The sequence below is a fragment of the Stenotrophomonas sp. PS02300 genome (assembly GCF_029959395.1).
Lineage (GTDB): Bacteria > Pseudomonadota > Gammaproteobacteria > Xanthomonadales > Xanthomonadaceae > Stenotrophomonas > Stenotrophomonas maltophilia_AD.
Window position 1 is genome coordinate 1 of the sequence record NZ_JASCOP010000092.1, and the last position, 17,523, is coordinate 17,523.

General features: G+C 68.4%; 9 protein-coding genes. 2 read left to right on the plus strand and 7 right to left on the minus strand.

Annotation, left to right across the window (positions count from 1 at the left end; all coding sequences use genetic code 11):
- Window positions 1-70 precede the first annotated feature (70 nt).
- From QMX79_RS15200 to prpB, 6 genes are all read right to left on the minus strand, one after another.
- On the minus strand, window positions 71-4,990 hold the full coding sequence (locus tag QMX79_RS15200) for an alpha-2-macroglobulin (RefSeq protein WP_282247472.1): 4,920 nt from the start codon (window positions 4,988-4,990) through the stop codon (window positions 71-73).
- An 87-nt stretch (window positions 4,991-5,077) separates the two neighbouring features.
- The gene (locus QMX79_RS15205; RefSeq protein WP_282247473.1) at window positions 5,078-6,535 is read right to left on the minus strand and encodes a bifunctional 2-methylcitrate dehydratase/aconitate hydratase; all 1,458 of its coding nucleotides are present in this window, start codon (window positions 6,533-6,535) and stop codon (window positions 5,078-5,080) included.
- A gap of 61 nt (window positions 6,536-6,596) precedes the next feature.
- On the minus strand, window positions 6,597-7,787 hold the full coding sequence (gene prpF, locus QMX79_RS15210) for a 2-methylaconitate cis-trans isomerase PrpF (protein ID WP_282247474.1): 1,191 nt from the start codon (window positions 7,785-7,787) through the stop codon (window positions 6,597-6,599).
- A gap of 1 nt (window position 7,788) precedes the next feature.
- A complete protein-coding gene (gene acnD, locus QMX79_RS15215; RefSeq protein WP_282247475.1) occupies window positions 7,789-10,404 on the minus strand; it encodes a Fe/S-dependent 2-methylisocitrate dehydratase AcnD in 2,616 nt (871 codons plus the stop codon).
- A gap of 76 nt (window positions 10,405-10,480) precedes the next feature.
- Window positions 10,481-11,638, minus strand: coding sequence for a 2-methylcitrate synthase (gene prpC / locus QMX79_RS15220; protein WP_282247476.1), 1,158 nt, complete (start codon window positions 11,636-11,638; stop codon window positions 10,481-10,483).
- Window positions 11,639-11,666: 28 nt separating this feature from the next.
- Window positions 11,667-12,566 carry a methylisocitrate lyase gene (prpB, locus tag QMX79_RS15225; RefSeq protein ID WP_068853669.1) on the minus strand — a complete coding sequence of 300 codons (900 nt, stop codon included), beginning with the start codon at window positions 12,564-12,566 and terminating at the stop codon, window positions 11,667-11,669.
- 149 nt (window positions 12,567-12,715) lie between these two features.
- On the opposite strand from prpB, the gene prpR reads away from it, so the two are divergent.
- Window positions 12,716-14,320, plus strand: coding sequence for a propionate catabolism operon regulatory protein PrpR (prpR, locus tag QMX79_RS15230; RefSeq protein ID WP_282247477.1), 1,605 nt, complete (start codon window positions 12,716-12,718; stop codon window positions 14,318-14,320).
- Window positions 14,321-14,780: 460 nt separating this feature from the next.
- Window positions 14,781-17,321: a hypothetical protein gene (locus tag QMX79_RS15235; protein ID WP_282247478.1), complete on the plus strand. Its 2,541-nt coding sequence runs from the start codon at window positions 14,781-14,783 to the stop codon at window positions 17,319-17,321.
- Window positions 17,322-17,328: 7 nt separating this feature from the next.
- On the opposite strand, the gene QMX79_RS15240 is transcribed toward QMX79_RS15235, so the two are convergent.
- The coding region (locus QMX79_RS15240; protein ID WP_282247479.1) for a pyridoxine 5'-phosphate oxidase C-terminal domain-containing protein at window positions 17,329-17,523 on the minus strand (195 nt) is incomplete at its 5' end.

A 17,523-nucleotide genomic window follows, 5' to 3' on the forward strand; every position in this document is an offset into this window, starting at 1 on the left:
TTCTTCTGGGGGCTCCCGCCCCCCCCCCGCCGCGGGGCGCCCCCCGCGGGGGGGGGCCCCCCGCCCACAGTCACGGCTGGACCACCGTCAGGGTGGTCGGGTTGCTGCGCCCCACCCCGCGCAGGTCGGGGCGGTACATGTCCTCGACCAGCGGCGGCGGCACGGTGTAGGTGCCGGGGGTGACCGCACGCACCAGGTAGAACACCTTGGCGGTGCTGCCGCGCGAGAGCTTGAGCGCGGCCACGTAGCGGTCGTCGCGGAACTCCTCGTGGCGCAGCGTGGCCGCCTCGCCGCGATCCTCCACGCGCAGGCCATCGACCACCACGTCGGCCCACTGCTTGGCATCGCCCAGGTTGAAGTTCTCGATCTCCAGCCCGGCCGGCAGCAGGTCGGTCAACAGCGCATCGGGCATGTCCACGTTCGGGGTGACGCTGACCCGCACGATCAGGGCCTCGCCCTCCTTCAGCGCACGCGGGGTCCACGGCTTGCCGTCGGTGGTGAACCAGCTGCGTTCCACGCCAAGGGTACGGCTGTCCGGTTCCGGCGCGGTGCGCGGAATGCCGGCCACTTCCAGGCTGGCGAACATCGGCGGCTCGCCCTGCGGGCTGAACCGCACGCCCTTGGCCAGTGCGGCGTAGTCGAAGCTGCGGCCGAACATGCGGCGCGCGGCGATCGCTTCCACTTCGCCCCCGATGGCCAGCTCGCCGGACACCTGCTTGGTCTGGTTGGCCGCCAGTGCCTTGCCCAGGCGCGCGATGGCCACCTGTTCCTGCGTGCTCAGCCACATCCAGCCATTATTGCGGCGGGCATCCAGCGCGCGGCCCAGCTCCACTGCGCGTGCGTCGTAGGCCGGCTTGGACAGCTTGCGCTCGTGCAGCAGCGCGATCATCAACGCATCGTCGCGTACCGCGCTGCCGTAATCGCCGAAGTACTGCGGCCGCTCGCTGCTGGGCTTGGCGAAACCGGCCGCAATGGCCGCATCGCCCCGCTTGTGGTCGCCCTGCAGCGACAGCGCGATGCCCAGGTGGACCAGCGACAGGCCGGTGAGCGACTTGCTGCGTTCGTTGTCGTACAGCGCGCGCAGCGTACCCAGCGGGGCACGATTGACCCGCGCCAGCACGTAGCCCGAGTAGGCCTGGTTGGCGAACTTCAGGTTCTCGCGGCGGTCCTCGCCGTAGAACTGGTTGCCGCCGGAGAGCAGGTCCTCGCTGAGCCGGTTGAGCGCCTTCTGCAGCACGCCATCAGGCACGGCGAAGCCGGCGTCCTTGGCATCGAGCAGGAACTCGGCGATGTACGGAGTCAGCCACGGGTTGACGTAGCCGTCGTCGCCCCACATCGAGAAGTTGCCATTGGCCACCTGCATCGAGGCCAGGCGACCGAACGCGCCCTCCATGCGTTCGCGGCGTGTCTTGGCATCCAGGCCATCGGCCCCGAGCATGGCCGAGGTGGCATCATCCAGCATCAGTGCGGCATAGCCCTTGCTGGTGGTCTGCTCGGCGCAGCCGTACGGATACTTCAGGGCTCCGTCGAGCGCACTGGCGAAGGGAATCGGCGGCAGCGCGCTGACCAGCATGCGCGCGGTGACCGAATCGCTCATCAGGCCGTCGGCCAGGCCGGCGCCCATCTCCACGTCAGCCAGCGGGTCCAGCGTGCGGGTCTGCGCGCGCAGCACCTGCGGCCACGCCGCGCGTACCGGCAGGTCATAGCGGCGGTCGACCTTGAAGCCGTTGCCTTCCACCCGCACCCGCACCTTGGCCACCGTGTAGCCCTCGCGCGCCACCAGCGGGAAGCTGAGCGTGCTCTTGGCATCGGCGTTGAGCTTGAGCGCGCGGCTGGGCTCGCCCAGGGTCAGCGGGCCGATCCCATCCACCTGCACCTTGAACTCGCCCGGCTTGCCGGTGAAGTTCTGCACATCCAGGGTGACCGTGCTGCGGTCGCCGGGGGCCAGCACGCGCGGCATGCTGGCTTCGGCCAGGATCGGGGCGCGCACCACGGTTTCCACGTCGCGCTTGCCATACTGGTCATCGGCATAGACCAGCGCCGACACCCGCAGGGTGCCGTTGAAGTCCGGCACCTTCAGCGCGATCCGGGCAATGCCCTTGGCATCCAGCTTCACCGGGCCGGAGAACAGGTCCACGGTCTGCACGCGCGCGGTGGGGCGCTTGGCCTGCGGCAACGCGGCCAGGGCCATGTCGCCGCCGAACTTCAGTTTGCCGCTGCTGCCGTCGAAGCTTTCGATCACCCGGCTGTAGATGTCGTAGGCATCCACGCCGAGGCGACGCTGGGCGAAGAAGTGGCCGGCCGCATCGGGCACCGGGAAGCGGGTGATGTTGAGGATGCCCACGTCCACCGCCGACACCGTGACATGCGCCAGCTTGCCCGCCAGCTGTGGCGCGCTCACCGTCACCGGCAGGGTCTGCTCCGGTCGCATCTGCTTGGGCGCGGACAGCCCCACCGCGATCTGGCGTGCCTTGCGGTCCATCGGCACGTGCACCACGCCGACCGCACGGGCCGGGGTGATCTTGCTGGGCGCGCTGCCACCGCGGAACACCAGCGCGGTGATGTAGACATCGTGGCGCTCCCATTCGGCGGTGACCGGAATGTCGAAGGTGCTGCCGGGCTTGGCGTCGATCTCCTGGACGTACAGCATCTTGTCGCTTTCAACCATCAGCACGCCCTTGCCGGCGTGCGGCGGGGTGACGGTGACGCGCACCTTGTCGCCGGCCTTGTAGCCGGTCTTGTCCAGGCCCAGCTTGATCTTGTCCGGGCGCGCATCCAGGCCCCGGTTTTCGTCGTTCCAGCTCCAGCCGGCGTGGAACGGGTACCGGCTGGTCAGCCCCGTAGCCGGGTCGAACACATCCAGGCGGTACTCGCCCCACTCCACCGGGAAGTCCACGCCCACCGCCGCGCTGCCGGCATCGACCGTACGGCTTTCCTTGTTCTCGAAGCGGCGGCTGAAGTCGTAATCCCAGCGGTTGTCGTTGAAGGTCCAGTGGTAATCGCGCAGTTCGCGCACCAGGGTGACCTTCAGGCCCTTGCCCGGCTGCGGCTTGCCGGCCGCATCCACGCGCATGACTTCAAAGCGCGCGTTGCTGTTGGCATCGGCGCCGTCTTCGGGGTTGAACAGCGGGCGCACGCCGACCAGCACCGGGGCCGGCCACAGCACCCGCTTCAGGGTGCGGCTGACCGTGCGGCCGCCGGTTTCATACACGCTGCCGGACAGCACCACCGCCACCGGCGCGCTGGCCTTGACCTCGGCCGGCAGGTCCACGTCCTGGCGCAGCTTGCCATCGGAAGGGAATTCGGTATCGATCACATCGCGCGCTTCGCGCGGCAGTTCCAGGGTCGGGTCGCCGAAGAAGTAGCCCGGCAGCGATTCCACCGGTGATTGCTCGGCCGCCACGGCCAGGCGTGCGGTGAAGCGGTTGCCATCGGCGGGCGCACCGTACAGGTAGGCCGCATCGGCCTGCAGTTTGAGCGGCTCGCCCGGCTTGAGGGTCTTCTGGGCACTGTCCAGGTCCAGCTTCATGCGCTCGGGCAGGAACTCCTCGATGCGCAGGGTCATGCCCTGGATGGCCTCCTTGCTGGCCGGGTTGGTGCGGAACTCCACCTGCCAGCGCCCGGTCGGCGCTTCCACCGGGATGATCTGCTCGAAGCTCAGGTAGCCCTGCTCGCCCGGCTGCAGGCGGGTTTCGCGGAAGGTCTTGCCGTCGGGCTGCTTCAGGCGCAGGAACACGGGCTGGGGCTTGACCGGCTTGCCGTCGTTGTCGCGCAGCAGCGCGGAAATGCGCACGGTCTCGCCGGGGCGGTACAGGTCGCGGCCGGACCAGGCGAACACGTCGAACCATGCGTTGTCGCGGCCGGCCACGGCAAACTCGCTCAGGTCCAGCGCTGGCTGGTTGAAGGGCAGCATCGAGGTATCCGCACCGCTGCTGGCAATCAGCACGTGGCCCGCATCCAGCGTGTAGTTGAGCAGCGCGTTGCCATTGCCGTCGGTGCTGCCCTTGAGCACCACCTCGCCCTTGGCGTCGATGATGCGCAGGTCGATCTTCTTCAGCGCCGCGCCGCTCTGCAGCGAGGCGGTGTGTACGAACAGGGTGTCCTTGTAGGCACGGGTGTGCAGGCCGATGTCGCTGACGGTGAAGAAGGCGGTGTCGAATTCGCTGTCGAACGAGCCGCTGCGCTTCATCACCGCGAAGTACAGGCCCGGCTCCTGCAGCTCCTTGATGTCCTGGGTGGGCAGGTAGGTGAGCACGCGCTCGTTCTGCTTGCCGCCGAGCACGAAGCGGTTGACGTAGACCGGCTCGGCCAGCTGCGACATGGGGGTCTTGTCGCCGTATTCGCTGTCCAGCTCCCAGCTGCCGCGGCGGCCGCCGCGCTGGTACTGGCTGAAGAAGCTGGACAGTTCCTTGTCGCGCACGCGCAGGAACTCCACGTCCACTTCCTTCACGTTCACCGACACCACCGGCAGACCGCGGCTGTCGCGTGCGGGCAGCACGCTGCCCTGCGAGGCGAAGCCGGCCACCGGCTTGAGCTCACCGCTGAAGACCTTCTGTCGCAGTTCCTTGCCGATCCGGCTGCCATCGGCGGCCAGCAGGTCCGCCGAGACGATCAGGGTGTACTCCTTGGCCGCCTCCACGAACGGGTAGCGCAGGGTCTTGCCGTCGTCGGACAGGGTCCAGCTGCTGTCCTCGGTGCCGACCTTCTCGCCGAAGCGGACCAGCGTGTCGAAGTCCTGCGTACCGACCAGCGGCCGCGAGAACTCCAGGGCCAGCGACAGGCCGTCGCTCTTCTGGTCGGGGAACGCCCGCACCAGGGTGAACTCGCTGACGGTTTCGGCCTTGGCGGCGATCGGCGCGCCCGACGGCGTCGGCAGCTGGCCGCTGTCGTTGCGCTTGCAGCCGCCGATCCCCAGTGCCAGGCCGGCGACAAGCGCCACGCCCAGGATTCCTTTCCAGCTCCATTGCCCGACCCGACTGCGCGTAGCCATGACGTCACTCCTTGAACAAGGGCTCCAGTATAGGGGGCCGCGCAGCCAGGCAGGGCCTGGCTCTACCGCTTGACGTGTGCACAGCGGTCACCCGGCGACGTATAGCTCGACGTATTCGTGGACCGGCATCGCTTCCAACGCGACCGGGTCCAGCGAAGCCTCGAGGATGCGGCGCTGCTGCACGGTCGGGAAGGTAGCCGCCAGGTGTGCGCGGAACTTGTCTTCCAGCCTTGGGATGCCCTCGGCGCGGCGGCTGGCGTGGCCCAGCGGGTATTCGACCGTGGCGTCCAGGCTGCCGCCATCGGTGAACCGCAGGTCCAGTGCATTGGCGATGCTGCGCTTGTCCGGGTCCAGGTAGTCGGCGGTGAAGCGCGGCTCCTCCACGCAGTGGATCTTCGCCCGCAGCGCGTCGATGCGCGGATCGGCGGCGACGTCGTCCTCGTAGTCCGCCGCCACCAGCCGGCCGAACAGCAGCGCGATGGCCACCATGTACTGCACGCAGTGGTCGCGGTCGGCCGGGTTGTTCAGGGGCCCGGTCTTGTCGATGATGCGCAGGCAGGCCTGCTGGGTACGCAGGGTGATGTGCGCGATGTCATCAATGCGCCGCCCTTGCGCACGCAGCCGGGCGTGCAGCTGCATGGCCGCCTCCACGGCGGTCTGGCCATGGAACTCGGCCGGGTAGCTGATCTTGAACAGCACGTTTTCCATCACGTAGCTGCCGTAGGGGCGCTGGAAGCGGAACGGCTGGCCGCCGAACGAGACGTCGTAGAAGCCCCAGGTCGGCGCGGTCAATGCGCTGGGGTAGCCCATTTCGCCGGTGGCCGCCATCAACGCCAGCCGCACCGCGCGGCTGGTGGCATCACCGGCTGCCCAGCTCTTGCGCGAGCCGGTGTTGGGCGCATGCCGGTAGGTACGCAGCGCCTGCCCGTCCACCCAGGCCAGCGAGACGGCATTGAGCATCCGCTCGCGGTCCAGCCCCAGCATGTGCGCCACCACCGCAGTGGAAGCCACCTTGACCAGCACCACGTGGTCCAGCCCGACCCGGTTGAAGGCGTTTTCCAGCGCCAGGCAGCCCTGGATCTCGTGCGCCTTGATCATCGCCACCAGTACGTCGCGCATCGTCAGCGGCGGCCGGCGCAGGGCCACCGCGTTGCGGCTGAGCCAGTCGGCGGTGGCCAGGATGCCGCCGAGGTTGTCCGAGGGGTGGCCCCATTCGGCGGCCAGCCAGGTGTCGTTGAAGTCCAGCCAGCGGACCATGGCGCCGATGTTGAAGGCGGCCTGCACCGGGTCCAGTTCGAACCGGGTACCGGGCACGCGCGCACCGTTGACCGCGCGGCTGCCGGGCACCAGCGGGCCCAGCAGCTTGCTGCAGGCCGGGAACGCCAGCGCGGCCAGCCCGCAGCCGAGGGTGTCGACCAGGCAGTGGCGGGCGGTGGTGAACGCCAGCGGCGAGGCGACCTTGTAGTCGCGCACGTAGTCGACGATGTCGACCATCACTGCATCCCAGGCAACGCGATCGCTGGTGGGGGAGGTATCTGACGTCATCATCGCGCTCCTGTTCGAACCGCCCCCCGAACGGTGGAGCCGGGCCTAGCCCGGCTGTTGTTTACAACGTATCGGCGGGGACCCGCACCGCGCCCTCCATCAACACGCGTGCGCTGCGGCTCATGATGGCCTTCGTCACCGTCCACTGGCCGTCAACGAGGCGCGCCTCGGCACCCACCCGCAAGGTGCCGGACGGATGTCCGAAGGCCACCGCCCCGCGCTCGCCGCCACCGGCGGCAAGGTTCACCAGCGTGCCCGGAATGGCGGCGGCCGTGCCGATCGCCACCGCCGCAGTGCCCATCATGGCGTGGTGCAGCTTGCCCATCGACAGCGCGCGGGCGTGCAGGTCGATGTCGCCCGCTGCAATCTGCTTGCCGCTGGAGGACACGTAGTCCTGCGCCGGGGCCACGAAGGCCACCTTGGGCGTGTGCTGGCGGGTGGCGGCCTGGTCGATGCTGTCGATCAGGCCCATGCGCACCGCGCCGCGCGCGCGGATCGCCTCGAACCGGGCCAGCGCGGCCTTGTCCTCGTTGATCGCCGGCTGCAGTTCGGTACCGGTGTAACCCAGGTCCGCTGCATTGAGGAAGATCGTGGGAATGCCAGCGGTGATCATGGTCACCTGGAAGCTGCCCACGCCCGGCACGTCGAGCGTGTCGACCAGGTTGCCGGTCGGGAACATCGAACCGCCCTCGCCTTCGCCGTCGTCGGACGGATCGAGGAACTCCAGCGCGATCTCGGCCGCCGGGAAGGTCACCCCGTCAAGCTCGAAATCGCCGATCTCCTGCACCTGTCCGTCCACCACCGGCACGTGGGCGAGGATGGTCTTGCCGATGTTGGCCTGCCAGATCCGCACCGTGCAGATACCGTTGCGTGGAACGCGCGTCGGATCGATGAAACCGTTGCTGATCGCGAACGGTCCCACGGCGGTGCTGAGATTGCCGCAGTTGCCGCTCCAGTCCACGAACGCCGTATCGATGGACACCTGCCCGTAGAGGTAGTCCACATCGTGATCGGGCACCGACGGCGCCGAGATGATCACGCACTTGCTGGTGCTGGAGGTCGCCCCGCCCATGCCATCGGTGTGCTTGCCATACGGATCGGGCGAGCCGATCACGCGCATCAGCAGCGCATCACGTGCCGGGCCCGGGATCTGCGCGGCAAACGGCAGGTCCTGCAGGCGGAAGAACACTCCCTTGCTGGTACCACCGCGCATGTAGGTGGCGGGAATGCGGAGTTGGGGAAGATAGGTCATGTCACGCCACCTGCGAGGATTCCAGGAAGTCCTGCGCAAAACGCTGCAGGACCCCGCCGGCTTCGTAGATCGAGACTTCTTCTGCGGTGTCCAGGCGGCAGGTGACCGGCACCCGCAGCTGTTCACCGTCGTGGCGGTTGACCACCAGGGTCAGCTCGGCGCGCGGTACGCGGTCGCCGACCACGTCGAAGGTTTCGGTCCCGTCGATGCCCAGCGACAGGCGGTTCACGCCCGGCTTGAACTCCAGCGGCAGCACGCCCATGCCGATCAGGTTGGTGCGGTGGATGCGCTCGAAGCCTTCGGCTGCGATGGCTTCCACGCCGGCCAGGCGCACGCCCTTGGCGGCCCAGTCGCGCGAGCTGCCCTGGCCGTAATCGGCGCCGGCGATGATGATCAGCGGCTGCTTGCGCTCCATGTAGGTTTCAATCGCTTCCCACATGCGGGTGACCTTGCCCTCCGGCTCGATGCGCGCCAGCGACCCCTGCTTGACCTGGCCATCGACCACGGCCATTTCGTTGATCAGCTTCGGGTTGGCGAACGTTGCCCGCTGCGCGGTGAGGTGGTCGCCGCGGTGGGTGGCGTAGGAATTGAAGTCCTCCTCGGGCAGGCCCATCTTCGCCAGGTACTCACCGGCCGCACTGCTGGCCAGGATCGCGTTGGACGGGGACAGGTGGTCGGTGGTGATGTTGTCGCCCAGCACCGCCAGCGCGCGCATGCCGTGCAGGCCACGCTCACCGGCCAGCGCACCTTCCCAGTACGGCGGGCGGCGGATGTAGGTACTCTGCGGGCGCCATGCGTACAGCGGGCTGATCGGCGCGCCATGTTCGACCTTGAAGGTGAACATCGGTTCGTAGACCTGGCGGAACTGCTCCGGCTTGACGCTGGCAGCCACCACCGCGTCGATCTCGGCATCGCTGGGCCACAGGTCCTTCAGGGTGATCGCGCTGCCATCGGCGCGGAAGCCGAGTGCATCCTTTTCGATGTCGAAGCGCACGGTGCCGGCAATGGCGTAGGCCACCACCAGCGGCGGCGAGGCCAGGAAGGCCTGCTTGGCATAGGGATGGATGCGCCCGTCGAAGTTGCGGTTGCCCGACAGCACGGCGGTGGCATACAGGTCGCGGTCGATCACTTCCTGCTGGATCTTCGGGTCCAGTGCGCCGCTCATGCCGTTGCAGGTGGTGCAGGCAAAGCCCACGATGCCAAAGCCCATCTGCTCCAGGTCGCCGATCAGGCCGGCTTCCTCCAGGTACAGCTGCACGGCCTTGGACCCGGGCGCCAGCGAGCTCTTCACCCACGGCTTGCGGCTCAGCCCGGCGCGGTTGGCGTTGCGCGCCAGCAGCGCGGCGGCAATCACGTTGCGCGGGTTGCTGGTGTTGGTGCAGCTGGTGATGGCGGCGATGATCACCGCGCCATCGGGCATCAGGCCCTGTTCCTGCTCCAGCTTGCCGGAGGCCAGCTTGGCTTCGTCGGCAATGCCGCGCGCGGCCAGTTCGCTGGTGGCCACGCGCTTGTGCGGGTTGGACGGCCCGGCCATGTTGCGCACCACGCTCGACAGGTCGAACTGCAGCACGCGCTCGTACTGGACGTTGGCCAGGTCATCCGACCACAGGCCGGTGGCCTTGGCGTAGGTTTCCACCAGCTGCACCTGCGCTTCCTCGCGGCCGGTGAGGCGCAGGTAGTCCAGGGTCTGCTGGTCGATGGAGAACATCGCCGCGGTGGCGCCGAACTCCGGGGTCATGTTGGAAATGGTGGCGCGGTCGCCGATGGTCAGCGCGGTGGCGCCTTCGCCGTAAAACTCGATCCAGGCCCCGACCACGCGCTCCCTGCGCAGGAACTCGGTCAGCGCCAGCACCAGGTCGGTGCAGGTGATGCCCGGCTGCGGGCGACCGGTGAGCTCCACGCCGATGATGTCCGGCAGGCGCATCCACGAGGCGCGGCCGAGCATGACATTCTCCGCTTCCAGGCCGCCCACGCCGATGGCGATCACGCCCAGCGCGTCCACGTGTGGGGTGTGGCTGTCTGTGCCCACGCAGGTATCGGGGAAGGCCACGCCATCGCGCACCTGGATCACCGGCGACATCTTCTCCAGGTTGATCTGGTGCATGATCCCGTTGCCCGGCGGAATCACATCGACGTTCTTGAACGCCTTCTTGGTCCAGTTGATGAAGTGGAAGCGGTCTTCGTTGCGGCGGTCTTCAACGGCGCGGTTCTTCTCGAACGCGGCCTTGTCGAAGCCCGGGTATTCCACCGCCAGCGAGTGATCCACGATCAGCTGGGTGGGCACCACCGGGTTGATCTGGGCCGGGTCGCCACCGGCGTCGGCAATGGCATCGCGCAGGCCGGCCAGGTCCACCAGCGCGGTCTGCCCGAGGATGTCATGGCACACCACGCGTGCCGGGTACCATGGGAAATCCAGGTCCTGGCGGCGCTCGATCAGCTGCCGCAGCGAGGCCTCCAGGGTGGCCGGGTCACAGCGGCGCACCAGGTTTTCAGCCAGCACGCGCGAGGTGTACGGCAGCGTGGCGTAGGCGCCCGGGGCGATCGCATCGACCGCCGCGCGGGTATCGAAATAGTCCAGCGAGGTGCCGGGAAGGGTCTTGCGGTAATCAGTGTTCATGGCTGGCGGTAGCTGCTTGTGTTTGGCGGGCCGTGCGGGAAAACGGGAAAGGCCGGCCCGTGGGCCGGCCCTTCTTTCAGCGGCGCTGGTCGATCGGCACGAAGGCCTGGTCGTCCGGGCCGGTGTAGTTGGCGCTGGGGCGGATGATCTTGCCGTCGATGCGCTGTTCGATCACGTGCGCGCTCCAGCCGGAGGTGCGGGCGATCACGAACAAGGGGGTGAACATCGCGGTCGGCACGCCCATCATGTGGTAGCTGACGGCGCTGAACCAGTCCAGGTTCGGGAACATCTTCTTGATGTCCCACATCACCGATTCCAGGCGCTCGGCGATGTCGTACATCTTCAGGTTCTGCTGTTCGCTGGACAGTTCGCGGGCCACGTCCTTGATCACGTTGTTGCGCGGATCGCTGACGGTGTACACCGGGTGGCCGAAGCCGATCACCACTTCCTTGCGCTCGACGCGGGCCTTGATGTCCGCCTCGGCCTCATCCGGGGAGTCATAGCGCTTCTGCACTTCGAACGCCACTTCATTGGCCCCGCCGTGCTTGGGGCCGCGCAGCGCGCCGATGCCACCGGTGATGCAGCTGTACATGTCGCTGCCGGTACCGGCGATGACGCGGCAGGTGAACGTGGAGGCGTTGAACTCGTGCTCGGCGTACAGGATCAGCGAGGTGTGCATCGCCTTCACCCACGAATCCTGTGGCTTCTCGCCATGCAGCAGGTGCAGGAAGTGGCCACCGATGGAGTCGTCGTCGGTTTCCACGTCGATCGCGCGGCCGTTGTGGCTCCAGTGGTACCAGTACAGCAGCATCGAGCCCAGGCAGGCCATCAGCTTGTCGGCGATGTCGCGCGCGCCGGGGTGGTTGTGGTCGTCCTTTTCCGGCGACACGCAGCCCAGCACGGAAACGCCGGTACGCATCACGTCCATCGGGTGCGCCGACGGCGGCAGTTCTTCCAGCGCGGCCTTGACCGCGGCCGGGATGCCACGCAGCGACTTCAGCTTGGCCTTGTAGGCGACCAGCTCGGCGCGGGTGGGCAGCTTGCCGTGCACCAGCAGGTGGGCGATTTCCTCGAACTCGCTGGTGTTGGCCAGGTCCAGGATGTCATAGCCGCGGTAATGCAGGTCGTTGCCGCTGCGGCCGACGGTGCACAGCGCGGTGTTGCCGGCGGCGGTGCCCGACAGGGCGACGGACTTCTTCGGCTTGAAGCCGGGGGCGGTGGTTGCTTCGCTCATGATCCCTCCAGAAAACAATGGTGCGACGTTACTTCTTGGCGGCGAACAGCGCGTCGAGCTGCTGCTCGAAGGCGTGGTAGCCGATACGGTCGTACAGTTCCTCGCGCGTCTGCATGCTGTCCACCACGTTCTTCTGGTGGCCGTCGCGGCGAATGGTCTCATACACGTTCTCGGCGGCCTTGTTGGCCGCACGGAACGCCGACAGCGGGAACAGCTGGATGGCCACGCCGGCCGAGGCCAGTTCGTCGCGGCTGAACAGCGGGGTCTTGCCGAACTCGGTGATGTTGGCCAGCACCGGCACCTTCACCGCATCCACGAAGCGGCGGTAGGTGGCCAGGTCGTAGGCGGCCTCGGCAAAGATGCCGTCGGCGCCTGCTTCCACGCAGGCGATGGCGCGCTCGATGGCGGCATCCACGCCGTCCACCTGGATGGCGTCGGTGCGCGCGATCAGGAAGAAGTCGGGGTCGGTCTTGGCATCCGCCGCTGCCTTGACCCGGTCCACCATCTCGCCCTGGGTGACGATTTCCTTGCCCGGACGATGCCCGCAGCGCTTGGCGCCGACCTGGTCTTCGATATGGCAGGCGGCCGCGCCGGCCTTGATCAGCGATTTGACGGTGCGCGCGATGTTGAACGCGCTGGGGCCAAAGCCGGTGTCGATGTCGACCATCAGCGGCAGGTCGCACACATCAGTGATACGGCGCACGTCGATCAGCACGTCTTCCAGGGTGTTGATGCCCAGGTCCGGCAGGCCCAGCGAACCGGCCGCGACGCCGCCGCCGGACAGGTAGATGGCACGGTAGCCGGCGCGCTGCGCCAGCAGGGCGTGGTTGGCGTTGATCGCCCCGATCACCTGCAGCGGCGATTCGGCGGCCAGCGCGGCGCGGAAACGGGCGCCGGCGGAGGAAACAGGGGTGCTCATGGGCAACATTCCATCGTGGTTGACCCTGCCAATGGCGCAAGTCACGTGCCAACCGGTAAGTCATTGATCTGGTTACACCCAACCAGCCAGCCCGTCGTTTCATCTTGAAACATTGAAACAGATGTAACATGGATGGAACTGAAACACGGCCGCTGCCCATGTCGATCCGCCTGCCCCGCCCTCGCCTCCCCGATCCCGACCCCGGCGCGCTTCCGGTGATCTGGACGGTCAGCGTGTCGCGGCTGACCGGCCTGCTCGGTGATGTCATCCCCGAGTTCGACCGCCGCGCCCGGATCGTGCCGATCAATCTCGGCTTCGAGGAAGCCGTGGATGTGATCGGCCAGCGCCTTCGCCGCGAGCACTGTGACGTGGTGATTGCCGGCGGCTCGAACGCGGCCTACCTGCGCAGCCGGCTGGAGGTACCGCTGGTGCCGATCCAGGCCAACGGCTTCGACCTGATGGAAGCGCTGGCCCGGGCCCGGCGGATCGCACCACGGATCGGGCTGGTCACCCATGCCACCGACGTGCCCAGCTTCGGCAGTTTCCAGCACAGCTTCGGGCTGGATATCGAACACCGCCGCTTCGTCACCCGCGAAGATGCGCGCGACTGCATCGCCGACATGCGCGCCAACGGCATCGAGGTGATCGTCGGCACCGGCATGGCCATCGACCACGCCGAGCGGGTGGGCCTGCCCGGCGTGCTGCTGTACTCCGCCGATTCGGTGCGCCAGGCCTTCGAACACGCGTTGGAACTGACCCAGACCCTGGCCCGGTCCGGCGTGGCGGCACCGCGTCGGCGCCCCCCTGCCCGGCCGCGCCCCACCGAGCATCGCCTGCTCGGCGACAGCGCCCCGATGCAGCAGGTGCGCGAACGCATCGCACTCTATGCCCCGCACGACAGCACGGTGTTGGTCACCGGTGCCACCGGCACCGGCAAGGAACTGGTCGCCCGGCAGCTGCACGCCGCCAGTGGCCGCAGCGGCCGCTTCGTGGCGCTCAACTGCGGGGCGATCAGCGAATCGCTGCTGGAAGCAGAGCTGTTCGGCTATACCGAAGGCGCCTTCACCGGTGCGCGGCGTGGCGGGCGGGTCGGCCTGGTTGAAGCCGCCGATGGCGGCACCTTGTTCCTGGATGAGATCGGCGAGCTGCCGTTGCCGCTGCAGACGCGTCTGTTGCGGGTGCTGGAAGAGCGCGAAGTGCTGCGCGTGGGTGCGACCGAACCCACCGCAGTGGATGTGCGCGTGGTGGCGGCCACCCTGCAGACGCTGGAGTCGCTGGTGGAAGCGCAGCGCTTCCGGCGCGACCTCTACTACCGCCTGGCCGCGCTGCGGATCGCGCTGCCCACCCTGCGCGAGCGCCCGCAGGACGTGCCGATGCTGCTGGAGCACTTCTTCCAGCAGCTGGGCCAGCGTCCCTCGCCGCTCGATGCCACCGCCACCGAACGGTTATGCGCCTACGCCTGGCCGGGCAACGTGCGCGAACTGCGCAACCTGGTTGATCGCCTGCGCATCCACTGGCGAACCGACCAGGGCGTACTGGGACTGGCGCAGCTGCAGTCGTGGCTGCCCGAACTCCTGCCGGGTACGGCAGGTGCTGTCGCGGCCGATGGCGCCGCGTTGCAGGCGGGGCCTGCGCCCACACGCCCCTCGCCAGCAACCCTGCAGCAGTGGCTGCTGGAACACCACGGCAACCGCGAACAGCTGGCCGCGCGGCTGGGCGTATCGCGCACGACGCTGTGGCGTTGGCTGCGCCAACCCGTTTGACGAAACCGCTGACCGCGTTTTGCGCATCCCCAGCCTGCTGCGACATTTCTGATACGCAGAGCAGGCTTCAACCGACAACGCATTAGCGAAATTCCTAAAGCCAAATGCGGATATCCGGTTGTGCGACATGTTCATCATTTCGTCTGCTGCACGGGCAGGAACTGACAGCGCGGGACACGCAGGGGAATCGGATACGTCCTGCCGCGACATCACCGCGCCGGACGCATTGGCCTGTTTGTTGCCGGGATTCCCGCCAGCCCAAGCGTCGGCGCCCGATGCCGGTGCGCGCGGACCGATACACGCCGTCGATGACGTCCAGAGGAAGAAAAGTTCGGTGGCCCGTGCAGGAGGTTCATCAACGAAAACCCCCGGTGAACTGTTTGCGAGCGCTGCGATGTCCAACCGTCCGCCGCACGGCTAGGTTCCAGAGCGTTGATCCGCCCACCACCGAGGACACCGCATGTTCCCAGCCACTCACGCCAGGCCCCTTTCCACCCTCGTCACCCGCGCCACCGCGCTGACCCTGCGCAGGCAGCGCGATGCCGCGGCTGGCCCGACCCGGGCCATCCCGCTGACCGGCATCAGCAACCACGCGACCCGGGCGCAGCCCGCACCCGCCCGCGTATCGCGGATGCCCGCTGCAGCGGCCAATGCGGACCAGGAGCGGGAGGATGCACCCAGCGCACCCGGCCCCACCGAGCATGCACTGGCGGTGCTCAGCGGGCAGATCCACGCCTTGCTGGCACAGTGCCGCGCTGAAGCGCCTGCGGATTTCGGCAAGGCCCTCGACGCGCTGGCCCTGGACCCGCAACAGCCGTTGGCCCGCAAACAGAGCGGCGCGCTGCTGCGTGCGATCAAACGCCTGCCCAGCGGCAGCCGTGTTCCCGAACGGCAGAAGGCACTGCGCACTGCGCTGTACGACCTGACCCGCGCCGCACGCGCCGAGGCGATGCTGCATGAGCAGATCGCGCGCCACACCGAACGCGAACGCATCAACGCGCTGCCCGGCTCGCAGCGCAGTGCCGGCACCGGCGGCATGTTCGGCGTCCGCTTCGGGTTGCCCAGCGGCCTGCACGCCGGGGCGGCGGCGTGGGCGCGCCAGCAATCCAGCGTGGCCACCTTCGACGACCTGACCGTCGCCACGATCCGCAGCGCCACGGTAAGTGCTGAAGCCAGCGTCCAGGCGACCGTCGCCCCCGGGTTGGGCGTGGAAGGCAAAGTGAGCGGCTACTCGACCGAAGGGGATGCGGACATCTCCATGTCGATGCGCACCCGCGTGCTGCGCCTGGCGCACGCCTCGGTCGCCCGCCGGTTGGGCGGCAACGTCCTGCAGCGCGCGTTCAAGCGCGTGACCGAGCCACGACGCGACCGCTACGACGAGCGCACCAGCCGCGCGCTCGCCTTGCAGTCGACGCTGCCGGTCCTGCTTGGAAAACAGGCCGTGGCGCAGCCACTGGCATTCGGCAAGCGCGGCCTGTTGATCACCGCCGGCATGACCACCCATGGCGGCGCGCTGGCGGCCACTGCCGGGTATGGCGTGGGACAGCTCGGCGCTGCCGCTGCGGCCAACCGCACCGTACTGCGGGCGGCGCTGCCGACCCGGCTGACCGAACTCGGCGAAGACGGCCTGCCTGCCAGCAAAGACCCCGGCATCCGCACCGTGCTGGAAACGCGCGTGGCGCACCTGGTGGGCAACCAGCCCCGTTCGCACGCGCTGCAGATCGTCCAGCAGGTCATGGCGGCGCCGCGGGACCCGGACAACCTGGAAAGGCGACAGAAGGCCGTGGCACATGTCGGCGCCGCGTTCGACCACCTGCAGGCGCTGGCCGACCTGTCGTTGCGGGCGCCGGCGCAGGCACGCGCGCCGCTGGCGTCGCTGGCACGCGACTGGGGCAGCAGCACCGCCGCGCCCGAACCAGTGATGATCGCCCTGCTCGACACGCTCGCCTGGCTGCAGGCGGCGCCGGCACCTGACACCCGCGCAGCGGCAGCACATGCAGGGTGGGCCCGCCTGCAGCGCAGCGTGCAGTCCGAAGCGCGGCGCATCCACGACACCACTCTGCCGCACGACCGCGCGTGGGTGTACCGGGCGACGCATGCGTTCCGCGAGCAGATCCAGCGCATCGCCACCACCCGCGGCAGCCTGTCGCTCTCTGCATCGTTGCCGCTGCTGACCGCCACCGGAGAGATCGGCGTGGCACGGCATGTGCGCCAGGATCCGGATCCCCTGCGCAACGGCGACTACCTGGAGCTGACGGTGGCCGCCCACCTCGCGCCCGCGCTGGGCACCATCCTGTCCGAGGTGGAGCGGCAGTTGCCGGAGTGGGGGGCGCTGCCCCTGCACGAAGCCGAAGCATTGATCGCGCCGCTGTCGGCCGACCTCGGGGTCACCGGCACCAGCCAGCTGCTGGTGCGCTTCTTCCGCCCTTCCTTCCAGACCGATCCAGACTTCCCGCCGTCCGCGCGCGGCAACCACCTGCATGCGGTGCGCCTGGCCACCGGCACCGCGCAGTCGCTGGGCGTGACGGTACCGGTGCCGGTGCTGCCGGGGCTGGCACCGACGATCCGGGTGGAGCACAACCGCGCAACCCAGTTCACCCGCTACGACCGGCTGGGCGAAGGCACGCTGACCAGCCCGCTGATGCGCTACCTGTCCCTGTGTTCGGCCACGCAGCCCCGCGCTGAGACCTGGGCCGCGCTGCTGGATTCGCATGGTGCCGACCTGGACCGGTTGGCCGAGGCGCTCACCGACCCCGGCTCCGTACCTTCGCTGGAGGCGCGTTACTGGCTGCAGCGCGAGCCCACCACCACCATCGGTGGTGCCACCACCCGCCGCGGAAATGCCGATACTCACACGCTGGACGCGTTCACGCAGGCGGCCGATGCCGAAACCCGGCGCGCCCAGCTGTATGCGTTGTTCGAAGCGGTCGGCGCCATCACCACCCGGCAGAAGGCGATGTCGTCGCTGATCGGCGCATTGACCCTGCCGGTGGTCGGATGAGCGGCGCTTACGGGTACAGCAGGCGCTTGCCCCACTGCCCGTTGGCGTCGATCTCATAGCACCAGCGTTCATGCAGGCGGAACTGCGCGCCGTACCAGAACTCGATCCGGCGCGGCACCACGCGCAGCCCACTCCAGCCCTCCCGCCGCGGCCCATCGCCGCCCGCGAAGCAGGCCTCGGCGGTGGCCCCCCGGGGATCGAA

What these genes read in the sequence shown, in the direction of transcription:
- QMX79_RS15200 (WP_282247472.1), bottom strand. Translation starts at nt 4,990, where the DNA reads ATGGCTACGCGCAGTCGGGTCGGGCAATGGAGCTGGAAAGGAATCCTG.
- QMX79_RS15205 (WP_282247473.1), bottom strand. Translation starts at nt 6,535, where the DNA reads ATGACGTCAGATACCTCCCCCACCAGCGATCGCGTTGCCTGGGATGCA.
- prpF (WP_282247474.1), bottom strand. Translation starts at nt 7,787, where the DNA reads ATGACCTATCTTCCCCAACTCCGCATTCCCGCCACCTACATGCGCGGT.
- acnD (WP_282247475.1), bottom strand. Translation starts at nt 10,404, where the DNA reads ATGAACACTGATTACCGCAAGACCCTTCCCGGCACCTCGCTGGACTAT.
- prpC (WP_282247476.1), bottom strand. Translation starts at nt 11,638, where the DNA reads ATGAGCGAAGCAACCACCGCCCCCGGCTTCAAGCCGAAGAAGTCCGTC.
- prpB (WP_068853669.1), bottom strand. Translation starts at nt 12,566, where the DNA reads ATGTTGCCCATGAGCACCCCTGTTTCCTCCGCCGGCGCCCGTTTCCGC.
- prpR (WP_282247477.1), top strand. Translation starts at nt 12,716, where the DNA reads ATGTCGATCCGCCTGCCCCGCCCTCGCCTCCCCGATCCCGACCCCGGC.
- QMX79_RS15235 (WP_282247478.1), top strand. Translation starts at nt 14,781, where the DNA reads ATGTTCCCAGCCACTCACGCCAGGCCCCTTTCCACCCTCGTCACCCGC.